Origin of the sequence: Sinomonas sp. P47F7, from assembly GCF_049332655.1 — a bacterium.
In the GTDB taxonomy this organism is placed as follows: domain Bacteria; phylum Actinomycetota; class Actinomycetes; order Actinomycetales; family Micrococcaceae; genus Sinomonas.
In genome coordinates, this window is record NZ_CP186327.1 from 678,519 (window position 1) to 694,243 (window position 15,725).

The window sequence follows — 15,725 nt, forward strand, 5'->3', positions numbered from 1 at the left end:
CTGGCCTCTTGCTGTCCCCTTCGGCCGCGGTCAAGCTGGAGATGGCGGACTGGTGTAGGCGGACCGTAGCGGGCGGTCCGCATCATCAGCCCGCCCCTAGCGTTTGACGGGAGAGGGAGGGCAGCCATGTCTGACCTGACGAAGTGGTTCGACCAGCGGCGGAGCCCGTTCGAGCTCCTCGACCGGCTCTTCCAGGGCGAGGCTTCGGGCGCGGAGATCAGGGTCGAGCAGGTGATCGACGGCGAGGCGCTCGTGGTCCGCGCCGAACTGCCGGGCATCGACCCCGAGCGGGACGTCGACGTGAGCATCTCGGAGGGTTCCCTGCACATCAAGGCCCGGCGCGAGGAGAAGATCGAATACAAGGAACGGGGCAGCTATCGCTCCGAATTCCGCTACGGTTCGTTCTCCCGCTCGCTGCCGATGCCGGAGGGCACCACGCAGGACGACGTCACCGCGACGTACAAGGACGGCGTCCTCGAGGTTCGCGTTCCGATCCCGCCGCAGGCCGCGCCTCCGCCCCAATCCACCAAAATCAACGTCATTCGCGCTTGATTTCTGTCCGACGGTGCTGACAGCCGCAGGGGGCGTTGGCATACTGGGCACCGGGAGGACATGTGGAAGCCCTCGGCGACGGAGACAAAGGATCCATCTTCCCCGATTCGGCCGCGAGCCGGATCGAGGACCTATTACGCCAATTCGTGGGTCGCGCCCACGAGCTGCTCGAGACCCAGGAACGCATGCGGGGATTGCTCTCCGCGGTGGTCTCCCTCGCGGAGGACCTTGATCTCGAGGCTGTTCTGGACCGCGTGGTGACCTCTGCGCGCGAGCTGGTGCGCGCGAAATACGCCGCGCTCGGCGTCCTCGCGCCCGAGGGCACGGCGCTGAGCCACTTCGTGACGGTCGGGATGTCGGACGAGCTCACGCTCGAGATCGGCCCGCGGCCCACAGGGCTCGGCGTGCTCGGACTGCTCATCCGGGATCCGCATGCGATCCGGCTCCACGATCTCGGCACCCACCCTGACTCGGCCGGCTTCCCCGAGCACCATCCGCCCATGAAGACGTTCCTCGGCGTTCCGATCAGGGTGCGCGACGAGGTCTTCGGGAACCTCTACCTGACCGAGAAGATCGACGGTGAGGACTTCAATGCCGAGGACGAGGACCTCGTCGTCGCGCTCGCCGCAGCCGCCGGAGTCGCGATCGAGAACGCGCGGCTCTTCGACGACACCGCGCGCCGGCAGCGTTGGCTCGAGTCGAGCATGGAGGTCGCGGGCGCGCTCCTCGACGTCGACGATCTGGACTTCGGCGTCGAGGGAGTCGCCGAGCGCGCCCTCGCGCTTTCGCACGCCCACCTCGCCGCCATCATCAAGCCGTGGGGCACGGGCTCGGAGCTCGAATGGGGCGCCGTGGTGGGGGACGCGCGCGCCGCGGTCGACGACGCCGGGCGGGCCGCCGTCGTCGACCTCGCCACCGGGGTGGCCGCCTCGGGCAAGATGCTCGTCGCGCAAGGCGCGGACGTGTTCGGGAACGACCGTTTCCGGGACGTCCTGCTCATGCCGTTCGGGCACGGCGGGCAGGATCAGGGTGCGCTCCTGCTCGCGCGGCGCGCCGGGACGGCCGCGTTCCACGCCGTGGACCTCGAGATGGCGCCGGTCTACTGCTCGTACGCGTCGCTTGCGCTGCAGGTGGCGCGCTCGCACCGGCTCCGCGAGGAGCTGCTCGTCTTCACCGACCGCGACCGGATCGCCCGGGACCTCCACGACGTGGTCATCCAGCGGCTCTTCGCCGCGGGGCTCAGCCTTCAGGGGCTCCTGCGGTTCCTGCCGCACGGCGGGGCGCAGGAGAAGGTCGGGCAGATCACGTCCGAGCTGGACGACACGATCGCGGCCCTCCGCAGCACCATCTACTCGCTCAACGAGGCGCGGAAGCAGGACAGCCTGAGCGTGCGGCTCGTCCGGGTGGTGCAGGAGGGGACAGGCTCGCTGCCCTCGGCGCCGCGCGTCGAACTGCTCGGTCCGATCGACACGGCCGTCCCGCCCGAGGTCGCCGACCAGGCCCTCGCCGTCCTCACCGAGGGCGTCTCCAACGCGGTTCGGCACGCGGACGCGGAGTCCGTGTGGGTCACGGCCGGCGTGGCGAATGGCAGATTCGAACTCGTCGTCGAGGACGACGGTAAGGGCCTCGGCCCCACCACCCGCCGCAGCGGGCTCAAGAACGTCCAGGAGCGCGCGGCCGCGCTCGGCGGCGCCTTCGAGGTGGGCCCAGGGGGCGACGGCGGCACGCGGCTTCGCTGGGCGGTGCCGCTCCGGAGCTCCTGACCTCGCGTCGGCAACGCCCGACGGCGGGTGGTTCAGCGGGCCGTTCGGGTCCTCGCGATGAACAGCGCCGCCTGCGTGCGCCGCTCGTAGCCGAGCTTCGCGAGAAGGGACGAGACGTAATTCTTGACTGTCTTCTCCGCGAGGAAGAGCTTCTCCGCGATCTCGCGGTTCGTGAGCCCGTGCCCGATGAGCTCAAGGACGCGCCGTTCCTGCGGGCTCAGGAGCTGGAGTCGCGGATCGGTCTCGAGGGCAGGCTGGGTCGGGGTGAGGCCCTCGAGGATCCTGGCCTTCGCCACCGGATCGAAGAGCGATTCACCGGCCGCGGCCCGGCGCAGTGCCGTCACGAGCTCGGTCCCGCGGATCTCCTTGAGCACGTAGCCGCTCGCGCCGGCGAGGACCGCGCCCCGGAGGGACTGCTCGTCGTCGTAGCTCGTGAGCATGACGCAGCGCAGCGACGGATCCACGGCGTGGACGTCGCGGCACACTTCGATCCCCGTGCCGTCCGGGAGCCGGACGTCGAGCACGGCGACGTCCGGGTGCAAGGCGGGGATGCGGCGGGCCGCCTCCGCGGCGCTGCCCGACGTTCCCACGACCTCGAAGCCCTCGTCCTCGAGCAATTCCTGGAGCCCTCGACGCACCAGCTCGTGGTCGTCGAGGATGAACACACGTACGCGGGCCGCGCCATTCCCCTCTCGCGGCCGCTCATGCTCCCCGTCATGTCGCGTGGCCTGCTGCACGGCATCCCTCCGTCTGTCCTATTGCTCGACTCGATTTACTCTCACGATTGGTTGGTACATTCTGGGCCGACGGGCAGCGCGTGGCTAGGGACTTTAGGGCCCATGCCCACATATTTCGTGATCTTGTCACAGGCAGTTCACGGCTGCCCGCCGTACGCTGGCCGTATGGCGGCGAGGGGGCCGTGGCCGCCACATTCCGTGACTGGAGGTTGCGATGGTTCGCTGGGGTGGAGTTGGAATGGGCCCGCTGTGGCTCGTCCTCCTGCTGGCGCTCATCATCATTGCCCTGCTCGTGGTGATCACCGTCCGGGTGTTCACGATGCAGCAGTGGCACTCGCATCAGCAGGGCAAGGTGCCGGGCCCCTACGGGCCGTACGGCGCCTGGGTGGCCGGGCAGCCGGGGGCGCCGGGGCAGCCTCCGCAGCCGGGCCACATGCCGCCGATGCCGGGCCATGCGCCCGGGCCGATGCCGCCCGGCCGGCGCCGCCCGGCCGGTGCCGCCCGGGCCGGTGCCGCCGGCAAAGGCCGAGGCCTCGCCAGCCGGTGTGAGCCGCGCGCAGCAGATCCTCGACGAGCGGCTCGCGAGCGGCGAGATCACGCCGGAGCTGTATCGGGACCTCAAGCAGGCGCTGGGAGACTAGCCAGAGGGTTACTGCTGCTGGAGCTTGGCGATCTCGGCTCGAGCGGCGGCCACGAGCTCCTCGTTGAGGTGGGCGTGGCCCCACAGGCCCCAGCCGCCCTCGGGCGCCTCGGTCAGGAGGACCCACGTGCGCTCGGCGAGCGTCGGGTCCCCTGCCGCGGCGGCAACGAGTTCGGTGAGCTGGGCGACCACGGCGAGCTGCTTGTCGCGGTCGAGCGCTCCCGCGTTCGTCAGGACCTGCACGCGGACGTATGTGCTGTCGCCGTCCACGTTGGCCAAGCTCGAGGCTGGCAGTTCATGGACGAACGCGGCCGTGTTCTTGCGGAACATGGGGATGTTCGGCACGCCCTCAACGGTCATGACGGTGGCGGCGAGGTCCTGGGCCAGCTTGGACGTGTCGGGGAAGGTCCCGGCTGCGGCGTAGACATCGATCATCGGCATGGTGGCCTCCGCGCTGTGAGAGTCGACTATGACGATCGTCATAGCTACTATGCAAACTAACATAGAGCGGAGGGAATGCAAGCGCTGACGAGGTGAATTCTTGGCTGGTGATGTAAGGCGCCGCATGGTGCTGAGTGCGCTCAACCTGATCGCTGAGCGTGGGGTCGGCGGCACGTCGATCTCCGACGTCCTCGAACGCAGCGGCGCGCCCCGAGGGTCCGTCTATCACCACTTCCCGGGTGGGAAGGAAGAGATGGTTGGCGCCGCCATGGAGTACATGGCGACCGATGCGCGAGCCCCTCTCCGGGCGCTCGAGGGATCCGACGTCGCGGGGATCGTGACCGGCTTCATCGATCTCTGGCGCGGGGTCCTGCTTCGGAGCGACTTTGCGGCGGGCTGCGCGACCGCCGGCGTGACCGTGAGCGGCGAGTCGGAGGAATCCCGAGAGGCTGCGAGGAACGTGTTCGAGCGGTGGATCGATGACCTCATCGCCCTTCTCGAGGGTGCCGGTGTCGAGTCGTCGAGGGCGTCCGACTTCGCGTGGATGCTCTTCGCATCAACCGAAGGGGCGCTCGTCTTCGCCCGCGCCGAGCACAGCATGCGCGCGATCGACCTCGTGGAGCGGCAGCTCCTGGCCTTCGGCGAGACTTTGGCCTGACTCGCCTGCGCCCCCTCGGCCCCCGGGCCTGCGCCCCGCCCGGCCACCCGCCCCGCCCGGCCACCCGCCCGGCGCCCCCGTACTCGTTGCGCCGTCACGTCCGCAGGGTGCGCACCCTGCGGACGTGACGGCGCAACATGGGTTGCGGCCCGCCCATTTCCATCCGTCCACCCGCCCCGGCCACCGGCCCGGCGTTCGGCACCCGCCCCGCCCCGCCCCGGCACGCCGATCCCGGACCGGCCTTCGGCACCACTCTCGCCCGCGGCCCACTCTCGCCCGCGGCCCACTCGCTCCTGTCCGGTTGTTCTTTGCCGATCGGTTGCCAACCCGGCGCGTCTGCCCCGACATCGATTTCGCCAACCAAGAACCGGACCAGAGCGACCGAAGCCAAAAACATCCTTGACAAAAAAGTTTGTCGGTGGCCACACTGGAGGCATGCAAGACGTCGTTGTGATCGAGGATGCGGCCGCCGCGGCCGCAAGCCTGGACCCGCTCCGGGCGAGCCTCCTGCGCGAGCTGGCCACGCCGTCCTCGGCGGCGGGCCTCGCCGCGAGGGTGGGGCTCCCGCGCCAGAAGGTCAACTACCACCTGCGCTCGCTCGAGGACCACGGCCTCGTGGAGCTCGTCGAGGAGCGGCGCAAGGGCAACGTCATGGAGCGGATCGTGCAGGCCACGGCGGCCGCGTACGTCATCTCTCCGGTCGCCCTTGCGGCCGTTGAGCCCGACCCGGCGCGCTTCCGAGACCGCTTCAGCGCATACTGGCTCCTGGCCCTGGCCTCGCGCATGGTCCACGAGGTGGGCCGGCTCCTCGTCGGCGCGGCGGCCTCCCAGGAGCAGCTCGCCACGTACGCGGTCGACGGCGAAATCACCTTCGCGTCCGCGGCCTCGCGGGCGGCGTTCGCCGAGGAGCTGGGCGCCGAGGTGGCGCGGCTCGCGGCGAAGTACCACGACGCGCAGGCACCGGGCGGTCGCAAGCACCGGCTCGTCGTCGCACTGCACCCCAGCCTCAAGGAGCCCAGCCTCCAGGCGCCCGGCCGCAAGGAGACCAGCCTCAAAGAAGCCAAAGATTCCGCGTCAGCAACCGAACCGCACCAGGAGATTCAGCCATGAACCACGAATTCGAAATCGTCCAGGACGTCGTCATTCAGGCCACGCCGGAACAGATCTGGAAGGCCGTCACCGAGGACACGCCCGCGTGGATGTTCCCCACCGCCCAGTGGCCCGCTGTCCGGACCGTCGACGAGTACCCGACCCACATCGTGTCCCGCATGGAAGGGCCCGACGGCTGGTACAACCAGCTCGAGCATGTGCTCACGCCCGGCCCGGACGGCACTCATCTCCACTACGTCCACTCGGGCGTCATGACGGACGACTGGGAGCAGCAGTACGACGGCGCCGCGAAGCACACGGTCTTCTACCTCCACACGCTCGGCGAGTACCTCACGCGCTTCGATGGCCGCGCGGTGGCGTTCAGCGACGTCCGCGGACCGGACGCGTCCGAGGCGGCGGACGCGTTCGCAAAGTTCGTGGCATACCTCGGGCTCTCGGATGCCGTGATCGGCGAGGTCCGCGAGCTCGAGCTCCCGGTGATCGGCAAGGTCTCCGCGACGATGGACTTCCGGAACGAGAACTTCCTGGGCCTCCGCACCCCGGACGCGCTCATCCGGGTGTTCGGGCGCAACGCGTTCGGCGACCGCGTGGGCCTCACGGTCCACGACTTCTCCCTCGACACCGCGACCGACGCCGAGCGCGAGGTCCGCGGCGAGCAGAACACGGCCGCGTGGACGGCGTGGCTCGAGGACATGTACGCCTGATGCGCGCGATGGTCATGGACCAGATCGGTGGGCCTCTCGAGGTCCGCGACGTCGAGGAGCCCGGGGTCCCGGACGGCGGCGTAGTGATCACCGTCGTCGCCACCGGGCTGTGCCGCAGCGACTGGCACGCGTGGGCCGGCCACGACGACATCGCGCTTCCGCACGTTCCCGGCCACGAGTTCGCGGGCATCATCGCCGAGGTGGGGCCCGGCGTGACGAAGTGGTCGGCTGGCGATCGAGTCACCGCTCCTTTCGTCGAGGGCTGCGGGGCGTGCGAGTGGTGCCTGTCCGGCAACGCCCAGGTCTGCCCTCAGCAGCAACAGCCCGGCTTCACGCATTGGGGCTCGTTCGCCGAGCGGGTGGTGGTCCACGCGGCGGACACGAACCTCGTGGCGATTCCCGCGGGCGTCAGCTTCGAGGCGGCGGCGAGCCTGGGCTGCCGCTTCGCGACGGCGTACCGTGCGCTCACGAGCCGGGCCCGGCTCCGCGCCGGCGAATGGGTCACGGTAGTCGGCGCCGGCGGCGTGGGGCTCAGCGCCGTCATGATCGCGAAGGCGCTCGGTGGCAAGGTCATCGCCGTCGACCGCAACGCCACGGCCCTCGAGGCGGCCGCCCAACTCGGCGCCGACCACGTGCTGCTCGCGGATGGCTCCGACATCCCGGCCCAGGTCCACGCGCTGACCGGCGGCGCCCACGTTGCCGTGGACGCCGTGGGCAGCGAGCAGACGAGCGCCGACGCGATCCTGAGCCTGCGCCGCCGCGGGCGGCACGTTCAGATCGGCCTCCTGCCGCCCGTCGAGGGCCACCCGCGCGTGCCGATGTCGCGCGTCATTGCCTGGGAACTCGACGTTTTCGGCAGCCACGGCATGGCCGCCGCCGATTACCCGGACATGCTCGCCCTCATCGAAACCGGCGTGTTCGAGCCGCAAAGCCTCATCGAGCGTGTCATCGGACTCGAGGAGGCCGCCAGCCTGCTCCCGCGCTTCGACGGGGCCAGCGTCGCGGGCATGACGATGATCGACCCGACTCGCTGAAGCGGGCGGGGCTCATCACCGCCATAGCTCGGCGATGAGCCCCGCGAGCGCCAGGCCCTGGTCGTAGCCTCCGCGCGCGGCCTGCCGCCGCGTCGACGGATCCAAGGCGTTGGCATCGAAGACGGCACCCGCCCCGGCGTCCGGAAAGACGGTCTCGACCTTGCTGCCCCCGGCGCGGAGCTCCTCAACCTGAGTCGCGAGGTCCATGCCCCACTCCAGCGGCATCCGCGTCCTGCCGCTGAACGGCGACAGCACGAGCACCCGCGCGTAGCCGGCCGCGAGATCGGCGTTTTCGCTGCGCCGGTAGCCGCCGTTGAGGTACCGGTCCTCGCCGATGGGGTAGGGATTCATCGCCGAGGTGCTCGCGGCGACGGCGTCCACCAGGTCAACTCCGCTGCCGCGGTCGAACGCTACCGGCTCCCCGGTCCGCGCGTTGACGGCCGCGATCACCACAGCCTGTTCGGGCCAGTCGTGGCTGGGAAGCCGAGCCGCGACGACGTCGCGCCACCGGGCCCCGTCTGCGCCGTCGGACGCATCCATTTCCAGCGCGGCGGCGCCCATCCGGCGGCGCATGTCCGAGGCGTCCTCGGCGGATGCGATGATGGCGTCCGACCACTCCAGGTAGCTCGGCCCCGAGAACTTCGGAGCGAGGCCCCTGCCCGGAGCGGCGTTTCCGGCCCTCGGTTGAGGCGCCTCGGCGACGATGGCCGCGTACAGCTCGGCCGGCCGTGTGCCACTCGTGACCTGGGCCGCAACCGTCGATCCGGACGACGTCCCGACGATGAGATCAGCGTCGGTGACGTCGACCCCGGCAGCGGAGAGCCCGGCGATGAGGCCGAGAGCCCACGCATTGCCCGCCGCGCCTCCGCCGGCGACGACCAGGGCTCGCTCGCGCGAGTTGTCGTGGGGTGTTGAAGAAGGTGTTGTGTTCATGGGAGTCGCCTTTCGCGATGTGCCTGAGGGGGCGCTCCCAGTGGCGACTAGCTCAGTCGCGGATCGTGGACTGCGGGGGAGCACCCATTGCGGATACTGCGTACATGGGTCTCACCTCCTGCTAATAGATCACGATCGCCGAAAGGCTAACAGGCCCGCGACGCGGAGCGCAATCGGGCCGAAGAGGCATCAAACCGATGGGGGAGCGGGCTGGCAGCTCGGGCAGAAGTAGATGTCCCGCTCGTGCTGGGCGACCGGCCAGGTTCCGGGCGCGGACTCGGCCGCCTCGCCGAGTGTCGCGTGCACGATCCGGGTTCGGCAGCGCTTGCATGCCTGCCCGGCCCGGCCGTAGACCCAGTAGTCGCCGCGGGGCCCGAAGCCACCGGTCGTGTTCCGCGACGGCCGGGCGCGATTCGCCTCGAGGAGGCCGCGCGCGGTCGCCACGAGGCGCGGGAGATCGCGGACGACGGCGGCCGGTTGCGCCGGGTGAACGCCGGCGAGGAAGCACAGTTCGTTCCGGTAGATGTTGCCGATCCCCGCGAGGTTGCGTTGGTCGAGGAGCGCGAGGCCGATGGCCCGCTCCGGCCGAGCCAGGAGGTTCGCCTCGGCGCGGGCCGCGTCCCAGTCCGGCCCGAGGAGGTCGGGCCCCAAATGGCCGACGGCGCGGCCCTCCTCCGCTGTCGGAAGCACCTCGACGACGCCGAGCGAGAACCCCACGGCACTCGTCCCGTCCTCGGCCCTCAGCACGATCCTTGCGGTGTGGGCTGGCTTCCGCCAGCGCTCGCCGGCGGCGTAGACCTGCCAGCTCCCCTCCATCTTGAGATGGGTGTGGATGCTGAGCCGGTCGCTGTGCTGGCTCGGAGGAGGCGCGAGCCGGTGAAGGAGGTGCTTCCCGCGGGACACAACCTCGAGAACGGTCCAGCCGGACAGGTCGAGCGTCGCGAACGCGGGCACGCGGAAATCGCTCGCGGCGAGCCGCTTCCCCGCGAGGGCGGTGTGCAGCCGGGCTGCCGCCCGCCAGACGTCGTCGCCCTCAGGCACGGGACTCCTCGCGGCCGCCGGCTCCGCCCGCGTGGTCAGGCACGGATCCGCACCCCGCGCGGCGTTGAGTAGGCGCCCGCCGTGGTGAGGGCACGGGCGAGATCGGTATCGAGGAGATCCCGCCCGTTGACCTTCTCCATGACGAGCTTGTCGATCGCGCCCGAGCGGACCACGCCCACGAGCGCGGCCGCGGCGGGAGCCAGCACGCGCAGATCGTCGGAGAAGGCGAGCAGCGTCTTGCCGCCGCGTTCGACGTAGAGGACGAGAGCGCCGTCGACCGTGACGACGAGCGCGCCCGCCTTGCGCCCCGGCCGGTGACCGGTCGCGGCGTCGGGGACCTCGGGCCACGCGAGCGCGGCGCCATAGGGGTTGGCGGGGTCCGTCGCGGCGAGCGCGAGGGCCTCGCCCGGGGGCTCGGGCTCGAGCCCGCCGCCTGCCGCTCCCGCGCCGCCCGTCTCGTCACGCACGAACGAGCGCAGCCGGTCCACGGTCGCGGGCACGGCGAACTGGGCCGCGCCGAGCCGGTCTACGAAGTAGCCGCGCCGGCACTTCCCGGACTCCTCGAGCCGCGAGAGCACCTTGTAGAGCAGCCCGAAGCCGCCGGGCACGTCCTCGGCCATGACCGAGCCACGCGTGAGCACGCCGTAGCGGTCCATGAGGAGCTCGGCGAGGGCGTGCGCCTTGATCGTCGCGTCGAGCTCGACGCGCGGCACTGCGGACCAGCGCCCGACCGCGAGCGGCGGGGCCGCCGCCGAGGGCGCGTCGAAACCGTGCCCGATCGCGCCGAGCCGCCCGAGCCGGGGCACACGCCCGCCGCGCAGCGCGTGTGGGCCGCGGTAGGCGCTGTACGAACGGGTGCGCGGGGTCCGGGCGGGTTGGCGGTGCGCGGTGTGCCCGGCGTCGAGCATCGCGCGGACGGGGGCGAACGTGTCGCCCGTGACCCGGCCGGCCCACGCGAGGTCCCAGAGGGCGTGGACGGCGGCCTCGTCGCTCAGCACGCTGTCCATGCCGCCGGCCGCCTCCGCGACTTGCCGGAAGAAGTACCCGCCGCCACCGCCGAGGAAGTCGAGGATGCGCTGTTGGGCCGCGTCCGGCTCGAACTCGGGATTGGGCGCGAGCGTGAGGGCAGCAGAATCTCCCACGTGCAGGCTGATCCAGCCGTCGTTGCCGGGGAGCGCTCCGGCCCCGGTCCAGAGCACCTCGCCGTTGGCCATGAGCTCGTCGAGCAGCGCGGGCGTGTAGTTGGACACGCGACTGCGCAGCACGAGGGACTCCCACGCGCTCGCGGGGATCGGCACGCCGCCCAGCTGGTCGACGACCGTGAGGACGCCGTCGTGCCCCCGCAGCCCCGAGCCGCGCTGCCCGTCCGCGGGGCCCACGTGCTGCCACGCCGCGAGGAAGCGCGCGAAGGCCGGCTGGTCCACGGGCTCGACGTCGGCGCGCAGCGCGGCGAGCGAGCGGCGCCTGATCTTCCGCAGGACGCTCGCGTCGCACCACTCGCCGGGGCTCCCGGGCCCGCCCGCGGCGGGCGCCTCGCCGCTCGCGGGCCGGAACGTCCCCTCGATGACGCGGCCGTCCGCCGCGAGCCGCTTGAGCGTCCCGTGGACGACGGCGACTCCCAGTCCCAGGCGGGCCGCCGCCTCTCCGGCGGTGAACGGCCCGTGCGTGCGCGCGTACCGCCCGACGAGATCGCCGAGCGGATCCGCGACGGGCTCGATGAACGCGAGCGGAACGCCGATGGGCAGCGGAACCCCGAGCGCGTCGCGCAGCCGGGACGCGTCCTCGATCGCGGCGTACCGCTCGGCGCCGGCGATCGAGACCGCGAGCGCACGCTTGCTCGCCACGAGCTCGTCGAGGCTCGCCGCCGTCGTCGCGAGGTGATCCCCGCCGCCGTCCGCGACCCGAAGCCGCGCGGCGACCTCGGCGACCGTGAGCGGCCCGAGGAGCCGCAGCAGGTCCGCGGCGCCCTCGATCCCAGCCAACTGGCGGTCCTCGGCGAGGCGCTGCAGCTCGCGCTCGGTCTGCTCGATGATGCGTGCGTCGAGGAGCTCGCTCAGCTCCGCGCGGCCCAGGAGCTCGTTGAGGAGTGTCGAGTCCAGCGAGAGCGCGGCGGCGCGGCGCTCTGCGAGCGGGGAATCGCCCTCGTACAGGAACTGCGCCACATACCCGAACAGGAGCGAGCGCGCGAACGGCGAGGGCTGCTGCGTGGTGGTCTCGACGAGCCGGAGCTCGCGGCGCTGCATCGCCCCCGCCACGTCCTTGAGCGCCGGGAGGTCGTAGACGTCCTGGAGGCATTCGCGTACGGCCTCGAGGATGATCGGGAACTGCGGGAACTTCTTGGCGACGTCGAGCAGCTGCGACGCACGCTGGCGCTGCTGCCACAGGGGCTGCCGCTTGGCCGGGTTCTGCCGCGGCAGGAGGAGCGCGCGGGCGGCGCACTCCCGGAACCTCGCGGCGAACAGGGCGGAGCCGCCCACCTCCTCCGTCACGATGCTCTCGAGCTCCTCCGGCTCGAACACGAACAGCTCGGCGCCCGGCGGCTCGTCCTCCATCATGGGCACGCGCAGCACGATCCCGTCGTCGCCCGCCATCGCGGAGCCGTCGATCCCGTAGCGCTGGCTCAGCCGCTGCCCCACCGCGAGGGCCCACGGCGCGTGCACCGGCATGCCGAACGGCGAGTGCAGCACCACGCGCCAGTCGCCGAGCTCGTCCTGGAAGCGCTCGACCACGAGCGTCCGGTCGCTCGGGACCACCTCGGTGGCCTGCTTCTGCTCGTCGAGGTACTGGAGCAGGTTCCCGGCGGCGAACGGGTCCAGCCCGGCGGCCTCGATGCGGGAAAGCGCGCGCTCGCGGTCCGCCCCGGAGACCTCGCGCTGGAACGCGCCCAGGGCGCGGCCCAGCTCGACGGGCCGCCCCACCCCGTCGCCCTTCCAGAACGGGAGCTTGCCCGGCTGGCCGAACGCGGGGGAGACGAGCACGCGGTCGTGCGTGATGTCCTCGATCTTCCAGCTCGTGGCGCCGAGCGCGAACACGTCCCCGACCCGGGATTCGTACACCATCTCCTCATCGAGCTCGCCGACCCGGCGCCCGCCGCGCGCGGCCTGGGCCGCGCTCGTCCCTTCGGCCTCGGTGCCCACGATGTAGACGCCGAAGAGCCCGCGGTCCGGGATCGTCCCGCCGGACGTGACGGCGAGCCGTTGCGCGCCGGGGCGCCCCTCGATGGTGCCCTCCGTGCGGTCCCACACGATGCGCGGGCGGAGCTCGGCGAACTCGTCGCTCGGGTACTTGCCGGAGAGGAGGTCGAGCGTCGCGTCGAACGCGGAGCGCGGCAGCGTGGCGAACGGCGCGGACCGCCGGACCACGTCGAACCACTCCTCGACGTCGATCGGCCCGAGCGCCGTGGCCGCGACGGTCTGCTGGGCGAGGATGTCGAGCGGGTTCGCGGGGACGTGGAGCGCCTCGATCTGGCCAGAGAGCATGCGCTCCACGGTGATGGCCGTGTGGACGAGGTCCGCGCGGTGCTTCGGGAACAGCACGCCTTGGCTGACCTCGCCGACCTGGTGGCCCGCGCGGCCCACACGCTGGAGGCCCGACGCGACCGACGGCGGCGATTCGACCTGGATCACCAAGTCCACGAGCCCCATGTCGATGCCGAGCTCGAGGCTGCTCGTCGCGACGACGCAGCGGAGCCGGCCGGACTTGAGATCGTCCTCGATCTGGGCGCGCTGCTCCTTCGAGACCGATCCGTGGTGGGCGCGCGCGAGCACGGGGTCCGCGCCCGCCGTCTGCCCCGCCTGCGCCATCATCTCCGCGGGCGTCCGCGTGGGTGCCTTGGTCGCCGCAGGGGCAGGCGGCCCCGCCGCCCGGGCCCCGCCCGCGGGCTCGGGCTCGAGGACGGGCTCGTCCCACACGCTCGGCTGCAGCCGCTCGGCGTAGATCTCGTTGAGCCGGCCCGTGAGCCGCTCGGCGAGGCGGCGCGAGTTCGAGAACACGATCGTGGAGCGGTTCGCGAGCACGAGGTCCACGATCTTCTCCTCGACGTGCGGCCAGATCGAGGCCTGCGGCTGGAGCCCCGAGGCCGGCCCCATGTCGTGCGCGGCGGCGGCGCCCTGGAGATCGCTCATGTCCTCCACGGGCACCGTGACGGTGAGCACCCACGTCTTGGAGGCGGGCGGCGCGACGATCTCGCACGGCGCCTGGCCCGCAAGGAACTGGGCCACGAGCTCGCGCGGCTCGACCGTCGCCGAGAGGCCGATCCGCTGCGCCGGCTTGGGCAGGAGCGCGTCGAGCCGTTCGAGCGAGACCGCGAGGTGCGCGCCGCGCTTCGTCCCGGCGACCGCGTGGACCTCGTCGACGATCACGGTCTCGACCCCCGCGAGCGTCTCGCGCGCCTGCGACGTGAGCATGAGGTAGAGCGATTCGGGCGTCGTGATGAGGATGTCCGGCGGGTGGGCCAGGAGCGCGCGGCGGTCCGCCGCGGTCGTGTCCCCGGAGCGCACGCCCACGCTCACGTCCGGCGCGGCGAGCCCGAGCCGCCGCGCGGTCTGCGAGATGCCGATGAGCGGCGCGCGGAGGTTGCGTTCCACGTCGACGCCGAGCGCCTTGAGCGGCGAGATGTAGAGGACCTTGGTGTGGTTCTTGGGCGTACGACGGCGCCGCCCGCCTCCCGCGGTAGCCCCGGCTTGGGCGGTGCTCTCCTGGGCTGCGACGTCGGCACGGGACAGGCCTGGGAGGGCGCCGCCGTCGTCCGTCGCGGGGAGGCCAGCCGAAGCAACCGCGCCGCCGCCGTCGAGCCTCATCAGCCGGTCGAGGGACCACAGGAACGCCGCGAGGGTCTTGCCGGAGCCCGTCGGCGCGACGACGAGCGCGTGCCGGCCCGAGGAAATGGCCTCCCACGCGCCCGTCTGTGCGGGCGTGGGCTCGCGGAACGCGCCGCGGAACCACTCGCGCGTGGCCACGCCAAAACGGTCGAGAACCGCCCCGCCCTGCTCGGCGCGGCGGCCATCCGAGTCCCCGCGCGGGTTCCTGGCCATCACGGAACCATCATCCCGCACCGCACTGACACTTCTGGAGGCCCGAGGGTAACTCACGGGCTGCGCCGGTCAGTCCTTCGGCGGTGTTCCCCTGCGGAACCAGTATCTCTGCGGCATGAAGAACCAGAAGAGGAAGACGATTGCAAGTAGGGCCAAGCCAAAGGGGTCTGGACGCAACGACCAATGACCCGTGGCAAACCACAGAAGCCATTGCGCTGACCACAGTCCGCCGACGAACGCTAGATAGGTGTAGGCGCGGCCAGCGAAGGTTCCGGGAGTCTTGGCCTCACGCAGGCTCATGGTTGGGGTTCCCTTCAGCAGGCGTCATTCCAGTTAATACCCATCCCGCCTGCCCAAGCTGCGGCTCCGCACGCCGCGCCGACGAGGCCAAAGCTCATGGCACCAACGGCCCCGCAGATCGCTCCAGTAGCGGCCGAGTAACCCGCAGCAGCGAACCAGCCCTGCCAACACGAAGGACCGTTCCAACCGGCGGTCTGGGCCTTAGCGCCGGTGCGGCGCTCGAGGGCAACGGTGACGTTGGCGGCAGACGTGGCTGGGCGCTCAGCGGCTTGAACGAGCTGCACCACCGGCTGACCTTGCTTGTCTGCGGATACAAGGAACTTCTTGCCGCTGATGGACTGGACAAAAGCTCTCGCCTGAGCTTCGGTGATCGACGCTGCGAGACCCTCGAGGCCAGTCTCTTCCGCCGCACCGGCATTCTCTTCCAGGAATGACATGAATTCGGGGCTGGACTTTAATAGGGCGATCCGCCGTTCAAGACCTGCTGGGTCAGCAGCCTTGGCATCGGCTATCGCCCGCTTGACCGGCTTGCCTTTCGGATCGTTGACAGACTCCTTGCCGATCCCGTGAGGCGAACCGACGGAGGCAGCGCTCACCGCAGTTGCCCTGTGTGAGGCCGGTTCCCGGCCCCCTTGAGCGACTCCGAGCCCGTCTGACGATGCAGCGATCGCGACCGCAGCTGCAGCCGCACAGAAGCCCTTGGCTAGGTTCTTCATGAACATGCAATCCCCCTTGCATTCGATTTGTCGCGTCGCGAATGGTGCTATCTGCGGCGCTCC

General features: G+C 71.2%; 13 protein-coding genes. 6 read left to right on the forward strand and 7 right to left on the reverse strand.

Annotated elements, in window-relative coordinates:
- The first annotated feature begins 126 nt into the window (after positions 1 to 126).
- Both ACOKR1_RS03350 and ACOKR1_RS03355 read left to right on the forward strand, forming a co-directional pair.
- Entirely contained in the window at positions 127 to 552 is a 426-nt protein-coding gene (locus tag ACOKR1_RS03350; protein ID WP_422935352.1) for an Hsp20/alpha crystallin family protein, read from the forward strand.
- Between the two features lie 62 nt (positions 553 to 614).
- Entirely contained in the window at positions 615 to 2,315 is a 1,701-nt protein-coding gene (locus ACOKR1_RS03355; RefSeq protein WP_422935353.1) for a GAF domain-containing protein, read from the forward strand.
- Positions 2,316 to 2,347: 32 nt separating this feature from the next.
- On the opposite strand, the gene ACOKR1_RS03360 is transcribed toward ACOKR1_RS03355, so the two are convergent.
- Together ACOKR1_RS03360 and ACOKR1_RS03365 are read right to left on the reverse strand one after the other, a co-directional pair.
- Entirely contained in the window at positions 2,348 to 2,980 is a 633-nt protein-coding gene (locus ACOKR1_RS03360; RefSeq protein ID WP_422936543.1) for a response regulator, read from the reverse strand.
- 721 nt (positions 2,981 to 3,701) lie between these two features.
- Positions 3,702 to 4,175, reverse strand: coding sequence for a tautomerase family protein (locus ACOKR1_RS03365; RefSeq protein ID WP_422935354.1), 474 nt, complete (start codon positions 4,173 to 4,175; stop codon positions 3,702 to 3,704).
- Between the two features lie 82 nt (positions 4,176 to 4,257).
- Here ACOKR1_RS03365 and ACOKR1_RS03370 point away from each other — a divergent pair, with 82 nt between their 5' ends.
- The 4 genes from ACOKR1_RS03370 to ACOKR1_RS03385 all read left to right on the forward strand — a co-directional run bounded on the left by ACOKR1_RS03370 (position 4,258) and on the right by ACOKR1_RS03385 (position 7,639).
- Positions 4,258 to 4,791, forward strand: coding sequence for a TetR/AcrR family transcriptional regulator (locus tag ACOKR1_RS03370; protein WP_422935355.1), 534 nt, complete (start codon positions 4,258 to 4,260; stop codon positions 4,789 to 4,791).
- Positions 4,792 to 5,226: 435 nt separating this feature from the next.
- Positions 5,227 to 5,901 (forward strand): winged helix-turn-helix domain-containing protein, encoded by a 675-nt coding sequence (locus ACOKR1_RS03375; protein WP_422935356.1) that lies wholly within the window; start codon positions 5,227 to 5,229, stop codon positions 5,899 to 5,901.
- Positions 5,898 to 6,605 (forward strand): SRPBCC domain-containing protein, encoded by a 708-nt coding sequence (locus tag ACOKR1_RS03380; protein ID WP_422935357.1) that lies wholly within the window; start codon positions 5,898 to 5,900, stop codon positions 6,603 to 6,605. Before ACOKR1_RS03375 ends, ACOKR1_RS03380 begins: the two co-directional genes overlap by 4 nt.
- Positions 6,605 to 7,639: a zinc-binding dehydrogenase gene (locus ACOKR1_RS03385; protein ID WP_422935358.1), complete on the forward strand. Its 1,035-nt coding sequence runs from the start codon at positions 6,605 to 6,607 to the stop codon at positions 7,637 to 7,639. Before ACOKR1_RS03380 ends, ACOKR1_RS03385 begins: the two co-directional genes overlap by 1 nt.
- Positions 7,640 to 7,654: 15 nt before the next feature.
- Here the strand turns inward: ACOKR1_RS03385 and ACOKR1_RS03390 are convergent, their stop codons facing one another.
- The 5 genes from ACOKR1_RS03390 to ACOKR1_RS03410 form a co-directional block, all read right to left on the reverse strand.
- Positions 7,655 to 8,572, reverse strand: coding sequence for a patatin-like phospholipase family protein (locus ACOKR1_RS03390; protein ID WP_422935359.1), 918 nt, complete (start codon positions 8,570 to 8,572; stop codon positions 7,655 to 7,657).
- A gap of 189 nt (positions 8,573 to 8,761) precedes the next feature.
- The gene (locus ACOKR1_RS03395; RefSeq protein WP_422935360.1) at positions 8,762 to 9,613 is read right to left on the reverse strand and encodes a DNA-formamidopyrimidine glycosylase family protein; all 852 of its coding nucleotides are present in this window, start codon (positions 9,611 to 9,613) and stop codon (positions 8,762 to 8,764) included.
- A 35-nt stretch (positions 9,614 to 9,648) separates the two neighbouring features.
- Entirely contained in the window at positions 9,649 to 14,646 is a 4,998-nt protein-coding gene (locus tag ACOKR1_RS03400; RefSeq protein WP_422936544.1) for an ATP-dependent helicase, read from the reverse strand.
- Between the two features lie 69 nt (positions 14,647 to 14,715).
- On the reverse strand, positions 14,716 to 14,946 hold the full coding sequence (locus tag ACOKR1_RS03405) for a hypothetical protein (RefSeq protein WP_422935361.1): 231 nt from the start codon (positions 14,944 to 14,946) through the stop codon (positions 14,716 to 14,718).
- A gap of 14 nt (positions 14,947 to 14,960) precedes the next feature.
- Positions 14,961 to 15,668, reverse strand: a complete 708-nt coding sequence (locus ACOKR1_RS03410; RefSeq protein ID WP_422935362.1) for a hypothetical protein — start codon at positions 15,666 to 15,668, stop codon at positions 14,961 to 14,963.
- Between the last annotated feature and the right edge of the window lie 57 nt (positions 15,669 to 15,725).